This window comes from Nonomuraea sp. 3-1Str, assembly GCF_031570565.1.
Taxonomy (GTDB): domain Bacteria; phylum Actinomycetota; class Actinomycetes; order Streptosporangiales; family Streptosporangiaceae; genus Nonomuraea.
Genome location: NZ_JALHBK010000034.1, coordinates 1 through 12,547 on the forward strand (window position 1 = coordinate 1; position 12,547 = coordinate 12,547).

The 12,547-nt window shown below is 72.7% G+C and carries 13 protein-coding genes and 1 pseudogene; 8 read left to right on the forward strand and 6 right to left on the reverse strand.

Annotation, left to right across the window (positions count from 1 at the left end; all coding sequences use genetic code 11):
• Together MTP10_RS36205 and MTP10_RS36210 are read left to right on the forward strand one after the other, a co-directional pair.
• Positions 1-517, forward strand: a pseudogene (locus MTP10_RS36205) (hypothetical protein); the annotation flags it as partial.
• A 53-nt stretch (positions 518-570) separates the two neighbouring features.
• Entirely contained in the window at positions 571-1,959 is a 1,389-nt protein-coding gene (locus MTP10_RS36210) for a tetratricopeptide repeat protein (RefSeq protein WP_310715629.1), read from the forward strand.
• Positions 1,960-1,998: 39 nt separating this feature from the next.
• Here the strand turns inward: MTP10_RS36210 and ald are convergent, their stop codons facing one another.
• Both ald and MTP10_RS36220 read right to left on the reverse strand, forming a co-directional pair.
• Positions 1,999-3,114, reverse strand: a complete 1,116-nt coding sequence (gene ald / locus MTP10_RS36215) for an alanine dehydrogenase (protein ID WP_310715631.1) — start codon at positions 3,112-3,114, stop codon at positions 1,999-2,001.
• A 60-nt stretch (positions 3,115-3,174) separates the two neighbouring features.
• On the reverse strand, positions 3,175-4,557 hold the full coding sequence (locus MTP10_RS36220) for an aspartate aminotransferase family protein (protein WP_310715633.1): 1,383 nt from the start codon (positions 4,555-4,557) through the stop codon (positions 3,175-3,177).
• A 232-nt stretch (positions 4,558-4,789) separates the two neighbouring features.
• Here MTP10_RS36220 and MTP10_RS36225 point away from each other — a divergent pair, with 232 nt between their 5' ends.
• Together MTP10_RS36225 and MTP10_RS36230 are read left to right on the forward strand one after the other, a co-directional pair.
• On the forward strand, positions 4,790-6,145 hold the full coding sequence (locus MTP10_RS36225; RefSeq protein ID WP_310715636.1) for a dipeptidase: 1,356 nt from the start codon (positions 4,790-4,792) through the stop codon (positions 6,143-6,145).
• Between the two features lie 189 nt (positions 6,146-6,334).
• Entirely contained in the window at positions 6,335-7,102 is a 768-nt protein-coding gene (locus MTP10_RS36230; protein WP_310715638.1) for an ankyrin repeat domain-containing protein, read from the forward strand.
• A gap of 55 nt (positions 7,103-7,157) precedes the next feature.
• Here the strand turns inward: MTP10_RS36230 and MTP10_RS36235 are convergent, their stop codons facing one another.
• Positions 7,158-7,547: a PPOX class F420-dependent oxidoreductase gene (locus MTP10_RS36235; RefSeq protein WP_310715640.1), complete on the reverse strand. Its 390-nt coding sequence runs from the start codon at positions 7,545-7,547 to the stop codon at positions 7,158-7,160.
• A gap of 83 nt (positions 7,548-7,630) precedes the next feature.
• Between MTP10_RS36235 and MTP10_RS36240 the strand changes: the two genes are divergently transcribed.
• Both MTP10_RS36240 and MTP10_RS36245 read left to right on the forward strand, forming a co-directional pair.
• Positions 7,631-8,137, forward strand: coding sequence for a DinB family protein (locus MTP10_RS36240; RefSeq protein WP_310715642.1), 507 nt, complete (start codon positions 7,631-7,633; stop codon positions 8,135-8,137).
• Positions 8,138-8,240: 103 nt separating this feature from the next.
• Positions 8,241-8,693 (forward strand): hypothetical protein, encoded by a 453-nt coding sequence (locus MTP10_RS36245; RefSeq protein ID WP_310715644.1) that lies wholly within the window; start codon positions 8,241-8,243, stop codon positions 8,691-8,693.
• Here the strand turns inward: MTP10_RS36245 and MTP10_RS36250 are convergent.
• Positions 8,649-9,929: an acyltransferase gene (locus tag MTP10_RS36250; protein WP_310715646.1), complete on the reverse strand. Its 1,281-nt coding sequence runs from the start codon at positions 9,927-9,929 to the stop codon at positions 8,649-8,651. The genes MTP10_RS36245 and MTP10_RS36250 overlap by 45 nt on opposite strands.
• A 139-nt stretch (positions 9,930-10,068) precedes the next feature.
• On the opposite strand from MTP10_RS36250, the gene MTP10_RS36255 reads away from it, so the two are divergent.
• Positions 10,069-10,707 (forward strand): alpha/beta hydrolase, encoded by a 639-nt coding sequence (locus MTP10_RS36255; RefSeq protein WP_310715648.1) that lies wholly within the window; start codon positions 10,069-10,071, stop codon positions 10,705-10,707.
• A gap of 29 nt (positions 10,708-10,736) precedes the next feature.
• Here MTP10_RS36255 and MTP10_RS36260 read toward each other — a convergent pair whose 3' ends face one another.
• Positions 10,737-11,258, reverse strand: a complete 522-nt coding sequence (locus MTP10_RS36260; RefSeq protein ID WP_310715649.1) for a cysteine dioxygenase family protein — start codon at positions 11,256-11,258, stop codon at positions 10,737-10,739.
• 116 nt (positions 11,259-11,374) lie between these two features.
• On the opposite strand from MTP10_RS36260, the gene MTP10_RS36265 reads away from it, so the two are divergent.
• Positions 11,375-12,235 (forward strand): LysR family transcriptional regulator, encoded by an 861-nt coding sequence (locus MTP10_RS36265; protein WP_310715651.1) that lies wholly within the window; start codon positions 11,375-11,377, stop codon positions 12,233-12,235.
• 12 nt (positions 12,236-12,247) lie between these two features.
• Here the strand turns inward: MTP10_RS36265 and MTP10_RS36270 are convergent, their stop codons facing one another.
• On the reverse strand, positions 12,248-12,526 hold the full coding sequence (locus MTP10_RS36270; protein WP_310715653.1) for a hypothetical protein: 279 nt from the start codon (positions 12,524-12,526) through the stop codon (positions 12,248-12,250).
• Positions 12,527-12,547 lie beyond the last annotated feature (21 nt).

Consider the following 12,547-nt stretch of genomic DNA (forward strand, 5'->3'; position numbering starts at 1 on the left):
GAGGCGGAGGCCCCCCAGGCGGCCCACGGCCCAGCGGGGCCGGGCGAGGCGGGCGGCGGTGATGGCCGGGTTCGGGGCGGGCAGCGCGCCCGCGTTCGCGCTGCTCGGGTACGTCCTGCGGCGCGTCTCGCACACCCGCGTGGCCCGCCTCGCCGGGGTGGTGGCGCTGGCCGCCGGGCTGTGGACGGCCGGGTCGGGGCTCAACCTGGGCGGCTGGCTGCCCGGCGCCACGCCTCCGGCCGGCGCCGTCACCGGCGAGGAGGCGCCCGGCACGGGCCCCGTCACGGTGTGGGCCACGCGCGACGGCTTCCGTCCCGGGCTCGTGACGGCCCGGGCGGGCGTACCCGTGGAGATCGTGTTCAGGCTGGCCGACCCCGGCGGCTGCACTCGTACCGTCACCATCGAGGGCCGTGACGTGCCCCTCCCGGCGACCGTGCGGCTGCCTCCGCGACCACCCGGAACCCTGCGCTACGTCTGCGCGATGGGGATGTACACAGGCTTCATCAACTTCTCCTAGTGCTCTCGGCGATTACACTCCGCACCGACTCGATCACGTGCCACCCTGTGCGCATGGCGTGGTGGCAAGGTGAGGTGGCGGCACCGGCCGTTCCGGCGCCCCGGGTCGGCGACGAGCCCGAGCTGCTCCAGGCCGCGCAGGCGGGCGACCCGCAGGCCGCGCACCGGCTCGGCCGGCTCTGCGCCCAGCGCGGCGACCGCTCGGCGGCCCGGCACTGGTGGGAGCGGGCCGCGGTGAGCGGCAACGTCGACAGCGCCTACAACCTGGGGATCTGGCACGAGAAGCACGGCAGCCTGGAGGAGGCCGTGTCCTGGTACGAGCGGGCGGCGGGCCGGGGCGACGTCGAGGCCGCGGTCAACCTGGCCCCCCTGCTGCTGGAGCAGCGCGGCGACCCGGACGCCGCCCGCGGCTGGTTCGAGCGGGCGGCCCGCTCCGGCTCCCGGGCCGCGGCCCGCCGGCTGGCGCTGATCTGCGAGGACGCGGGCGAGCTGCCCGCCGCCCGGCAGTGGCACCGCAGGGCGGCCGGCGAGGGCGACCACGCCTCCGCGCACGACCTGGGCTTCCTCGCCTACGCCTGCGGCGACGAGGCCGAGACGGCCCGCTGGTGGGAGCACGCCACCCGGGGCGGCCACGCCGACTCCGCCTACCACCTCGGGCTGCTCCTCCAGGCCCGCCGCGACCCGGAGAGCGCCGAGGCGTACTACCGCCTCGCCGCCACCAGCGACCACCCGGGCGCGGCCTCGCAGCTCGGCGGCATCGCGCTGTCGCGCGGCGACCTGCGCACGGCCCGCGCCTGGTACGAGCGGGCCGCCAACGCGGGGCGGCTGGGCGACCAGCGCATGGCCGGGTTCGTGTGCGTGGAGCTCGGCGACCCGGCGGGGGCCAGCCACTGGTTCGGCCGGGCGGCGGCCGCGGGCGACGCCGGCTCGGCGTTCGGCTTCGGGCTGCTGCTCATCGCCGAGTACGGCGACCTGGCCGCCGGGCGGCACTGGTTCCGGGTGGCGGCGCTGGCCGGGCACCACCACGCGGCCGTGGAGCTGGGCGGGCTGCTGTCGGCCGCCGGGGAGTTCGCCGAGGCGGAGCGCTGGCTGTCCCACCCGCCGCCGCCCGGCTGGGACCGGGTGACCGAGCCGGAGCTGGCGGCGCGGGCCGAGCTGGCCGCCGCCGCGACCGGCCGCCGGGGCGGCGTGGCGCTGGCCGTACACGAGTTGTCGGAGCTGCTCGGCACGTGGGACCTCGTGACCAGGCCGCTGCGCGACCACACCGACGTCGTGCGGTGGCTGGTCGAGCGCAGCGGCCTGCACGCGAGCGCGGTCGAACACTTCGCGTCGGTCCGCGGCACGCTGCTGCGGCCCGGCAGCTCGCCCTGGCCGAGCCAGGGCGAGGTCGAGCACGTGCTGGCCACCGCCCGCGACCTGCGGCGCCGTCTCGGCGTCCGCTGATCGCCCGGCGCCGCCGCCGGCGGCTCCTCCGGCGGCTTCCTAGGAGGCGAGGACCTCGGTCACCGGCGTGTACGGCAGCCGCAGCGCCTGCGCGACCGGCGCGTTGGTGAGCTTCCCGTCGTGCGTGTTGAGGCCCGCCGCCAGGGCCGGGTCCTGGGCCAGGGCGTCGCGCCAGCCGAGGTTGGCCAGCTTCACCGCGTACGGCAGCGTGGCGTTCGTCAGCGCGTACGTGGAGGTGTTGGCCACCGAGCCCGGCATGTTGGCCACGCAGTAGAACACCGAGCCGTGCACCGTGTACGTCGGGTCGGCGTGCGTGGTCGGGCGGGAGTCCTCGAAGCAGCCGCCCTGGTCGATGGCGATGTCCACCAGCACCGAGCCCGGCTTCATGCGCGAGACCAGGTCGTTCGAGACGAGCGTCGGCGCCTTGGCGCCGGGGATGAGGACCGCGCCGATGACCAGGTCGGCCTGCAGCACCTCCTGCTCGATGGCGTACGAGGTGGAGACGAGCGTCTTGAGCCGGCCCTGGTAGATGGCGTCGATCTGGCGCAGGCGGTCGACGTTCGTGTCGAGCACGGTCACGTCGGCGCCCATGCCGACGGCGATCTGCGCGGCGTTCAGGCCGGAGACGCCGCCGCCGATGACGACGACCTTCGCCGGGGCCACGCCCGGCACGCCGCCCGGCAGGACGCCGCGGCCGCCGTTGAAGCGCATCAGGTTGTACGCGCCGACCTGCGGGGCGAGCCGGCCGGCCACCTCCGACATCGGCGCCAGCAGCGGCAGCGCGTTGCCGACCTGCACGGTCTCGTACGCGACGCCGGTGGTCCGCGCCGACAGCAGCGCGTCGGTGCACGGCCGCGACGCCGCCAGGTGCAGGTACGTGAACAGCACCAGGCCCTCACGCAGCCGGTGGTACTCCTCGGCGATCGGCTCCTTGACCTTGAGCACCATGTCGGCCTCGGCCCAGACGTCGTCGGCGCTGTCGAGCATCTTCGCGCCGGCCGCGAGGTACTCCTCGTCGGTGATGTGCGAGCCGAGGCCCGCGCCGCGCTGCACGGTCACCTCGTGGCCGTTGCGCACCAGCTCGTGCACGCCCGCCGGCGTGGCGGCCACCCGGTATTCATGGTTCTTGACCTCGGCAGGCACGCCGATCTTCATCGCGCAATCCTTTCGGGACGTGCTCCGGCACGGCGCGGGGCCGTGCCGGAGAGGGGGGTGTCAGAGGCGAGACCACGCTTCGGTGAGCACCGAGCGGAGGATCGAGCCGATCTCGTCGAACTCCCGCGGCCCCGCGATGAGCGGGGGCGCGAGCTGGATGACCGGGTCGCCCCGGTCGTCGGCGCGGCAGTAGAGGCCCGCGTCGAAGAGTGCCTTGGACAGGAAGCCGCGCAGCAGCCGCTCCGACTCCTCCGCCGTGAACGTCTCCTTGGTGGTCTTGTCCTTGACCAGCTCGATGCCCCAGAAGTAGCCGGAGCCGCGCACGTCGCCGACGATCGGCAGGTCCTTCAGGCCGTCGAGCGTGGCCTGGAACAGCGGCTCGTTCCTGGTGACGTGGCCGAGCAGGTCCTCGCGCTCGAAGATGTCGAGGTTGGCCAGCGCGACGGCCGCGGAGACGGGGTGGCCGCCGAAGGTGTAGCCGTGGGCGAACATGTTGTCGCCGTCCTTGAACGGCTCGAACAGCCGCTCGTGCGCGATCATGGCGCCGATCGGCGAGTAGCCGGAGGTCATGCCCTTGGCGCAGGTGATGATGTCGGGCACGTAGTCGAACTTCTCGCCGCCGAACATCGTGCCGAGGCGGCCGAAGGCGCAGATGACCTCGTCGGAGACGAGCAGCACGTCGTACTCGTCGCAGATCTCGCGCAGGCGCTGCCAGTAGCCGGGAGGCGGCGGGAAGCAGCCGCCGGCGTTCTGCACCGGCTCGGCGAAGACGGCGGCGACCGTGTCCGGGCCCTCCATCTCGATGGCGCGGGCCACGCGATCGGCCGCCCACAGGCCGTACTCCTCGGGCGTCATGCCCTTGACGCCGCTGATCTCGTCGGCGCGGTAGTGGTTGGTGTTGGGCACGCGGACGGAGCCGGGGACCAGCGGCTCGAACATCTGCTTGAACGCCGGGATGCCGGTGATCGACAGAGCGCCCTGCGGGGTGCCGTGGTAGGCGATCTGGCGGCTGATGACCTTGTGCTTGAGCGGCTTGCCGGTGAGCTTGAAGTACTGCTTGGCGAGCTTCCACGCCGTCTCGACGGCCTCGCCGCCGCCGGTGGTGAAGAAGACGCGGTTCAGCTCGCCCGGCGCCAGGGCCGCGAGCCGCTCGGCCAGCTCGACCGCCTTCGGGTGCGCGTAGGACCACAGCGGGAAGAAGGCCAGCTCCTGGGCCTGCTTGGCGGCGGCCTCGGCCAGCTCGCTGCGGCCGTGGCCGGCCTGGACGACGAAGAGCCCGGCGAGCCCGTCGAGGTAGCGCTTGCCGTGGATGTCGTAGATGTACGAGCCCTCGCCCCGGACGATCGTCGGGATCTCGGCCTGCTGATAGGCGCTATGCCTGGTGAAGTGCAACCACAGGTGGTCTTGCGCGGCCTTGTTGATGTCGTTGTCCGGCTGCGTCATGGTTATCTTCCCTTGCCTCTGACCTCCCCACAGTCTGCATGTTCACTTGGGGTTTGCCAAGCGAAAGCGTCGCGACACTCTGCAAGAAAACCGAGATCCGCAGAAGCTCTATGTAACCGCTACGAAATCCGCAGGTAGATTTGCGCGCGGGTCATGCCCGTTTCCCGCGGTGCGGGAGCGTCTGTGATCCAATGAGATGTTGACTACCGAAACGACCCCGGGGGACCGTCCCGTGACTCCTGACCAGATCGAGAACGCCGTCGCCGCGGCGATGCCGCAGGCCGTCGAGGAGCTCCGACGGCTCGCCGCCATCCCGTCCGTCGCCTTCCCCGGGCATCCCGAGGAGCCCGTGTACGCGGCCGCGGCCTACACCGAGGAGCTGCTGCGCTCGGCCGGGCTGCCGCGCGTGCAGCAGATACCCGTCGAGGGCAGCTTCCCCGCCGTGTACGGCGAGGCGCCCGCCCCTCCCGGCGCGCCCACCGTCCTGCTGTACGCCCACTACGACGTGCAGCCCGCCGGCGACCCCGCCGCCTGGCGCACCCCGCCGTTCGAGCCCACGCTCATCGACGGGCAGCTGTACGGCCGGGGCACCGCCGACGACAAGTCCGGCGTCATCTCCCACGTGCTCGCCCTGCGTTCCTTCCAGGGCCGCTTCCCCGTCGGCGTGAAGGTCATCATCGAGGGCCAGGAGGAGTACGCCGGGGAGCGACTCGAAGCCTTCGTCGACCGCAACCCCGACCTGCTGCGGGCCGACGCCATCGTGGTCGCCGACACCGGCAACCCGCGCGTCGGCGACCCCGCCGTCACCACGTCGCTGCGCGGCATGGCGGCGTTCACCATGGAGGTCCGCACGCTGCGCGAGTCCGTGCACAGCGGCCAGTTCGGCGGCGCCGCTCCCGACGCGCTCGCCGCGCTCATGCGCATGGTCACCTCCCTGCACGACGACAACGGCGACATCCGCGTGCCCGGCCTGCCGCGCGGCACGTTCCTCGGGCAGGGGCCGTCGGAGGAGGAGTTCCGCCGGACGGCCGGGGTGGTCGACGGCGTCTCGCTCGTCGGCTCCGGCTCGCTCGCCGACCGGCTGTGGGCGTCGTACGCCATCACCGTGACCGGCCTCGACGTGCCCACGGTCTCCGGGGCCATCAACGCGGTCCAGCCGATGGCCCGGGCCCGCGTCACCGTCCGCGTCCCTCCGGCCGGCGACCCGAAGACCACGGTCAACGCCGTCGTCGACTTCCTGCGCCAGGTGGCGCCGTGGGGGGCGCAGGTGTCGTTCGGCGACTTCACCGTGGGGTCCGGCTTCCAGGCCGACTCCGGCGGCAAGGCCCGCGCCGCCCTCAACCGGGCCATGGAGCGCGCCTTCGGCCGCCCGCCCCGCGACGTCGGGGCCGGAGGCTCCATCCCGCTGGTCAACACGCTGCTCAAGCAGTTCCCGGCGGCGGAGATCCTGCTCTTCGGGGCGGAGGACGAGGAGGCGGCGGTGCACGCCCCGAACGAGCGGGTGGACCTGGAGGAGCTGCGCCGCGTCGCCACGGCCGAGGCCCTGTTCCTGGAGGAGCTCGGCTCCCCGTCTGCGCTGGGCGTCTGACCCCGGGGTTCCTCGACCGTGGCTTGTGGGGGGGCTCCGCGCCCCCCACTTCCCCCTTGGCCACGGCGGTGTCGTCGTGCGGGACCGTGTCCGCCGGCAGGCGGGCGGCGACCACGCCTCCGTGAGGACGTAGTGCAGAGCGTTCAAACGAGTGGATCACGCGGGCGGTCTCGTACGAGACTGGCGCGCATGAGCGAGGATGCGGGTCTGGTGACGGCGGCGGCGCTGGGCGAGGCCGAAACGGTGCGGCGGCTGCTCCAGGGCGGCGCGCTCCCGGACGAGCCCGACGAGAACGGCAGCACCGCCCTCTACCGGGCCGCCGTGCAGGGCCACGCGGAGATCGTACGCGTGCTGCTGGAAGCCGGCGCCGACCCCGGCCGCGAGGGTGGGGACGACCACGAAGGGCTGCCGCTGTGCGCCGCCGCGGCCTGGGGGCACCTCGACGCCGTCGAGGCCCTGCTCGACGCCGGGGCCGACCCCGACCGGCGGGAGGACGTCGAGCGGACCGGGATGACGGCGCTGCACTGGGCCGCCGCGAACGAGCACCTCGCTGTCGTGCGCGCCCTCCTCGCCAGGGGCGCCACACCTGACCTGGGCGACTCGGCCGGCCGCACCGCGCTGTCCCACGCCGCCGGACACGGCTCGACGGCCGTGGTCAGGGCGCTGCTCGACCACGGGGCGAGCCCCGCCCACCGCGACGGCCAGGGCCGGACCCCGGCCGACCACGCCCGCCCGTACGCCGGGCGCGACATCGAGGCGGAGCTCCTGGCGCAGGCCGGGGCGGGACCGGGACGCCGTGTCACGGTCCGCGACGAGCGGTCGGAGGGCGGCGACGTGCGGATCGTGGCGGAGGTACGCGACGAGACGGGCGCGCTCCGCTCCGAACGCCGGCTCGGCACAGGCCACGCCGAGATCCTCCACCTGCTGGAGCCCCGACCGACCCCCGCCGACGAGTAGGCGCCGACCTGGTCGGGCCGGCGGGCCGAGCAGCGCCCGGTCAGTCGAGCGCCGATCACACCGTGCGGCTCGACCGAGCCCCGTCGAGCCCCCAAGAGATGATCTTGCTGGGGGTGATCTTGATGATCTCCCGTGAGAAGTACGGAACCGGCGGCTCGTGATCGGTCAGGGCCACCGCCGAGCCCCGGATCTCGATGCCGCGCACCACCCACGGGTCCACCGAGGCCAGGTCGTCCACGACGAGAGACACGGTGCTGCCCTGCTGGACGTTCCTGAACTTCTTCGACACCCCCAGCGCGTGCCCGCCTATGGTGATCGTGCCCGAGGCGGCGTCCACGAAGAACCCCACGGGATTGTTCTGAACGTGACCGGCGGGAGAGACGGTGGCCAGGCGGCCAAGATGCTGTCCGGCCAGATAGTCGAGTTCCGCCTGCGTGAAGATCATGCGGCCAAGTATGGAACCTTGACACTGACGTCAGTCAACGCACCGGATGCGCGGTGGGAGGGTGGCGGGGTACGTTGCCGCCCATGGCAGACAACCGTGTTGACCCGCCGCTGGCCGCCGATGAGCGGGTCACTTTGAGCACGTTCCTCGACTGGCAGCGTGACACCCTGGCGCTCAAGTGCGAGGACCTGACCGATGAGCAGTTGCGGCTGCCGGCTGTGGAGCCGTCCGGCATGTCGCTGCTCGGGCTGGTACGGCACCTGGCGCACGTGGAGCGGGCGTGGTTCCGGCACGTGCTCTGCGACGAGGACGTGCCGCTCCTGTGGGGCAAGGAGACCAACCGGGACGCCGACTTCGAGAACGTGGACGACACGTCCGCCGAGGAGGCGTTCGCGGTCTGGCGGGCCGAGGTCGAGCACGCGCGGGAGGTGTCGGCCGGGCTGCCCCTCGACGCCCTGGGCAAGCGGCTTCGCCACGGCGAGAGGTTCTCCCACCGCTGGATCCTCGTGCACATGATCGAGGAGTACGCCCGCCACAACGGCCACGCCGACCTGCTGCGCGAGCGGATCGACGGCACCACCGGGGAGTGAGGAACGGGTCGATCGGTGGTGGCCGTGCGCTCACCGGGGGCGGGTCCGGCCGGCGCCCTGACCCCGGGGTCGAGTCGTCGGCGGAGCTGGCAGGATCTCCGGCATGTCCACCGAAGTCAGCGGGATGATCGAGTGCCGACCGGGCGCCCGTCTTTGGGGCCCCGACGACGAGGACTCCGTCTGGCACGCCGCCATCGACCTCTCCCTGCTCAATACGGGCAACGCCTACGACGCCCTCGCGTGCCTCTTCGGAATCCGCAACTCCTTCGGCTTCCACCCTCTCGCCGAGGGCCGCGGATTTCCAGGTGACGCGTCCGAGAGGCTGAGCAGCGATCACGCCGCTCACGGCGGGCCTGCTGACATCCACGGCACAACGTGGATCACCTGGTCCGAGCTGGTCTCCGCCAACTGGCAGGAAACGGACGGCTCCGGCACGCGACGCCGCGACGAAGTGGCGGGAGACGACACCCACTGGGGGCCTGTCTGGAGCGTGATGCGCACACTGGGCGGACTACACGGCGCGGAAAACGTGCGGCTCGTGGTCTGGTTCTCCTGAGCCCCCCGCCGGGCCGGACCCCGCCCGGCGGGATTCGGCCCGGCTGATCAGGCGCCTGCCCAGCCGCTGCGCCGGCAGTTCCACCCATCGCCAGGTCAGCGCGCACAGGCCGAGCAGCGCCGCGTACACCGCCGCCAGCAGCGTCATGCGCGCTGCCAGCGGCACGGCCGGCGGGTCCGGCAGGAAGAACTCCACGCTCTCCAGCAGCAGCGGGTGCAGCAGGTAGATCGAGTAGGACACCAGGCCCAGCCAGGTCAGCCATGACGGCATCGTGCGGTGGCGCAGTGCCGTCCCGGCGGCGAAGGTGAGCCAGGCCGCCGCGATCGCCACCTGCGTCCCGAGCTCGGCGCGGGCCAGCCACAGTCCCGCCAGCGGTATCAGCGCCACCCAGGCGATGTGCCGGCGGCCGAGCCCCCGTGTCTCGACGCGATACAGCGCGGTGCCGGCGAACATGGTCGCCAGGATGAACAGCCCTTGCCACGGCCCGGGGTAGCTCTGGTTGACCGCCAGCAGCAGGAGGATCGTGCCGGCGATGACCACCGCGCCCACCTGCCGTACCCGCCTGCCGCCGGACAACGTCGCGGCCAGGCCGGCGGCCAGCACGGCGGTCACCACGACCACGACGGTGAGCATCCGGCCGGCCCCACCGGCCGACAGGAGCGCCACCGGCAGCAGCCCGGCACCCAGCACCGCGGCCGCCCCGAACGCGAGCGCGGCCGCGGTGCTGCGCCGGTGTACGCCCAGGCTGAACATCGCCGTCAGCAGCAGGTAGAAGGCCATCTCGTAGGACAGTGTCCACAGCACATTGGCCAGGTTCGGCACGTACATCAGGTTCTGCAGCATGCCGGCGTGCGCCAGGGCCAGCGCCACCGGCCGGCTGCCCCACCAGGTGTGCAAGCTGTCCCAGCCGACCGCCGCCAGCAGCATCATGCCGGCCACGCACACGGCGAACAGCGGCCACAACCGGAAGAACCGCGAGATCCAAAAGGCCCGCACGCTGCCCCGGCGCTCCAGCGACGCCGGCACGATGTAGCCGCTGACCAGGAAGAACACCAGCACGCCGTACCAGCCGGGATCGAAGACGGCCTTGATCGGCGTCCGCGCCTCCGGCCACAGCGGTTCGAGCGCGTGCTCGAAGACCACCACGATCGCGGCCAGCCCGCGCAGCGCGTCCAACCAGGCCAGACGCCGGGTGTGCGGCGAAGCTGAGGCGGCGGCGGGGGCGGCGGAAAACATCCGGAGATCATAGTAAGAAACTTCTTTTGCGGTTCTTTGATCACCGGATTGCTGATACTCCAGCTTCAATCGGGGCGTCGCGATGAGTTTCCGGGCCGCGGCGGGTCCAACGAGGAGAAGCGTTCAGGAGGAGGGTGACATGGCGACGTTCGCGCTGATCCACGGTGGTGGCGGGAGTGGCCGCGACTGGCGGCTGGTCGTGCCGGAGCTGCGCCGCAGGGGGCACGAGGCGGTGGCGGTGGACCTGCCGGTCGAGGACGAGTCCGCGGGGCTTCGCGACTACGCCGACACGGTCGTGAAAGCGGTCGCCGGCTGCTCCGATCTGGTGGTGGTCGGCCATTCCTGGGGCGGGTTCGTCGCGCCCCTGGTCTGCGACCGGGTGCACGCGGAGCTGTTGGTGCTGGTTACGGCGATGATCCCGGCCCCGGGCGAGCGGCCGGCCGACTGGTGGCACAACACCGGCTGGCGGCAGGGGGACGGGGAGGGCGTGGACCTCTTCCTGCAGGACGTCGAGCCCGATCTGGCGGCGGAGATGATGGCCGGCTCCAGGCAGCACGCGGGCACGGCGGACGCGGAGCCGTGGCCGCTGGACAGGTGGCCCGACGTGCCGACGCGGTTCCTGTTGTGCCGCGACGACCGGTTCTTCACGCCCGCGTTCATGCGGGAGGTCGTCCGGGCGCGGCTCGGCGTCACGCCCGACGAGATCCCGGGCGGCCACTGCCCCATGCTCGCCCGTCCGGCGGAGCTGGCGGACCGGCTGGTGGGCTACCTCGCCTGACCTCCGCACCGCCTACGGGGCGGCAGAAGCTAGCGGATCGGGAGGTCGTACGTGCGGCGGATGCTGCTGCCCAGCTTGCCGATGTCGGCGCCGTACACGTGCAGCGACACCCCGACCTCGCCGCTGGTGTTGCGGACGCGGTGGATGTCGCCGGGCGGCGCGAAGCCGCTGGCGTCGCCGGGAAGGTTGTCGGCGCGGCCGATCTCGACGAGGTGGTCGCCCATGTCGCGGTACAGCGTCTCGTGCTCGATGCCGCTGATCACGCCGAACGCGCACCAGGAGACGTGGTCGTGGACGACGGTCTCGGCGTCGGGCTGCCAGACCACGGCGGTGATGGAGAAGTCCTGCTGGGCGTGCAGGACGTGGGAGACGTAGCCGCCGGGCACGCCGGCGCGCTCCTCGGGCGTCAGGATGTCGGGGCCGGGCAGGCCGGCGCGCAGCAGCGCCGCGACCTCGTGGGCGGTGCCGCGCAGGAGGAGCCCGCGTGCGGTGATCCGTCCGATGCCGGTGACCAGGTCGCTCAGGCCGGGCCGTTCGGTGATGGCCGTCATTTTCATGGTATCCCCCTAGGGAATGCAGATAATCCGCCTTCCCCTTCTACGGTGCTACAGACAGACCGATAGGTCCAACAGAAGTCTTCTGCGTGACCCATAGATATGATTGATGGATGTTGGACGTCGTACGGCTGCGCGTGCTCGACGCGGTGGCCCGCAAGGGCTCCTTGACGGCGGCGGCCCGGGAGCTGCACTACTCGCAGCCCTCGGTCAGCCACCACCTCGCGCGGCTGGAGGCCGAGACGGGCGCCCGGCTGATCCAGCGCGCCGGCCGGGGCATCCGGCTGACCGAGGCGGGCCGGCTGCTCGCCGCACGGGCGGCCGACATCCTCGCCCGGATCGACGCCACGGCCGAGGAGCTCGCGGCGCACGTCGGCCTCCGTTCCGGCCGGGTACGGCTGGCGGCGTTCCCGTCGGCGCTCGGCACGTTCGTCCCCGAGGCCGCGACGCGCCTCGCCCGCGACCATCCGGGGCTGAAGCTGCACCTGACCGAGACCGAGCCGCCCGAGGCGCTCAGGATGCTGCGCGCCGGGCGCGTCGACGTGGCGGTGGTCTTCCGCTACGACGACACCGCGCCCGAGGAGGCCGGGGTCACCATGATCCACCTGCTCGACGACCCCAGCCTGCTGGTCTCCACCGGTGAGCCCGGCGACCTGACCGCGTACGCGGACGCCGACTGGATCGCCGGCTGTGACCGGTGCCGCAGCCATCTGCTCGACATCTGCGCCAAGTCGGGGTTCGAGCCGCGGCTGTCGTTCACCAGCGACGACATCGTGGCCGTCCAGGCGCTCGTCGCGGCGGGCATGGGCGTGACCGTGCTGCCGGGGCTGGCCCTGCGCGCGCACCGCCACCCGGACGTCTCCGTGGCCGAGATCCCCGGCTCGACCAGGCACATCTACGCCGCCGTGTACGGCGAGCCGCCCCACCCGCCCGCCACCGAGGCCCTGCTGGGAGCCCTCCGCGCCGGCCTCTGAGAGTCCCGGCGGTCAGAACTCGAAACAGCGGGCGAAGGCGACGGAGAACGCCAGAACGCCACCGAGGAAGGCCGCCGCGACGACGCAGAGAAGGACCAGGACCGACGCCACCGCCCCGGGCCGGTAGCGGAGGACGAGCGCTCCTCCGAGGAGGCCCGTACCGGCGACGTACGCGGTCACCACGAGGGGGAAGAGCCCGAAGCTGTCGCATCGGCCGAGGAAGAGTCCCAGTGCCAGGGCGACCAGGCCGAGACCGAGCACGCCCCAGAGCATCGGCGTCCTTCGTCCCACCGGCACTCCCTCCTCGCCGAG

Excerpts from the sequence above, each read along its gene's own strand:
- MTP10_RS36240 (WP_310715642.1), top strand. The coding sequence starts at position 7,631 with ATGGCAGACAACCGTGTTGACCCGCCGCTGGCCGCCGATGAGCGGGTC.
- MTP10_RS36210 (WP_310715629.1), top strand. The coding sequence starts at position 571 with ATGGCGTGGTGGCAAGGTGAGGTGGCGGCACCGGCCGTTCCGGCGCCC.
- MTP10_RS36220 (WP_310715633.1), bottom strand. The coding sequence starts at position 4,557 with ATGACGCAGCCGGACAACGACATCAACAAGGCCGCGCAAGACCACCTG.
- MTP10_RS36250 (WP_310715646.1), bottom strand. The coding sequence starts at position 9,929 with ATGTTTTCCGCCGCCCCCGCCGCCGCCTCAGCTTCGCCGCACACCCGG.
- ald (WP_310715631.1), bottom strand. The coding sequence starts at position 3,114 with ATGAAGATCGGCGTGCCTGCCGAGGTCAAGAACCATGAATACCGGGTG.
- MTP10_RS36230 (WP_310715638.1), top strand. The coding sequence starts at position 6,335 with ATGAGCGAGGATGCGGGTCTGGTGACGGCGGCGGCGCTGGGCGAGGCC.
- MTP10_RS36235 (WP_310715640.1), bottom strand. The coding sequence starts at position 7,547 with ATGATCTTCACGCAGGCGGAACTCGACTATCTGGCCGGACAGCATCTT.
- MTP10_RS36260 (WP_310715649.1), bottom strand. The coding sequence starts at position 11,258 with ATGACGGCCATCACCGAACGGCCCGGCCTGAGCGACCTGGTCACCGGC.
- MTP10_RS36255 (WP_310715648.1), top strand. The coding sequence starts at position 10,069 with ATGGCGACGTTCGCGCTGATCCACGGTGGTGGCGGGAGTGGCCGCGAC.
- MTP10_RS36265 (WP_310715651.1), top strand. The coding sequence starts at position 11,375 with ATGTTGGACGTCGTACGGCTGCGCGTGCTCGACGCGGTGGCCCGCAAG.
- MTP10_RS36245 (WP_310715644.1), top strand. The coding sequence starts at position 8,241 with ATGTCCACCGAAGTCAGCGGGATGATCGAGTGCCGACCGGGCGCCCGT.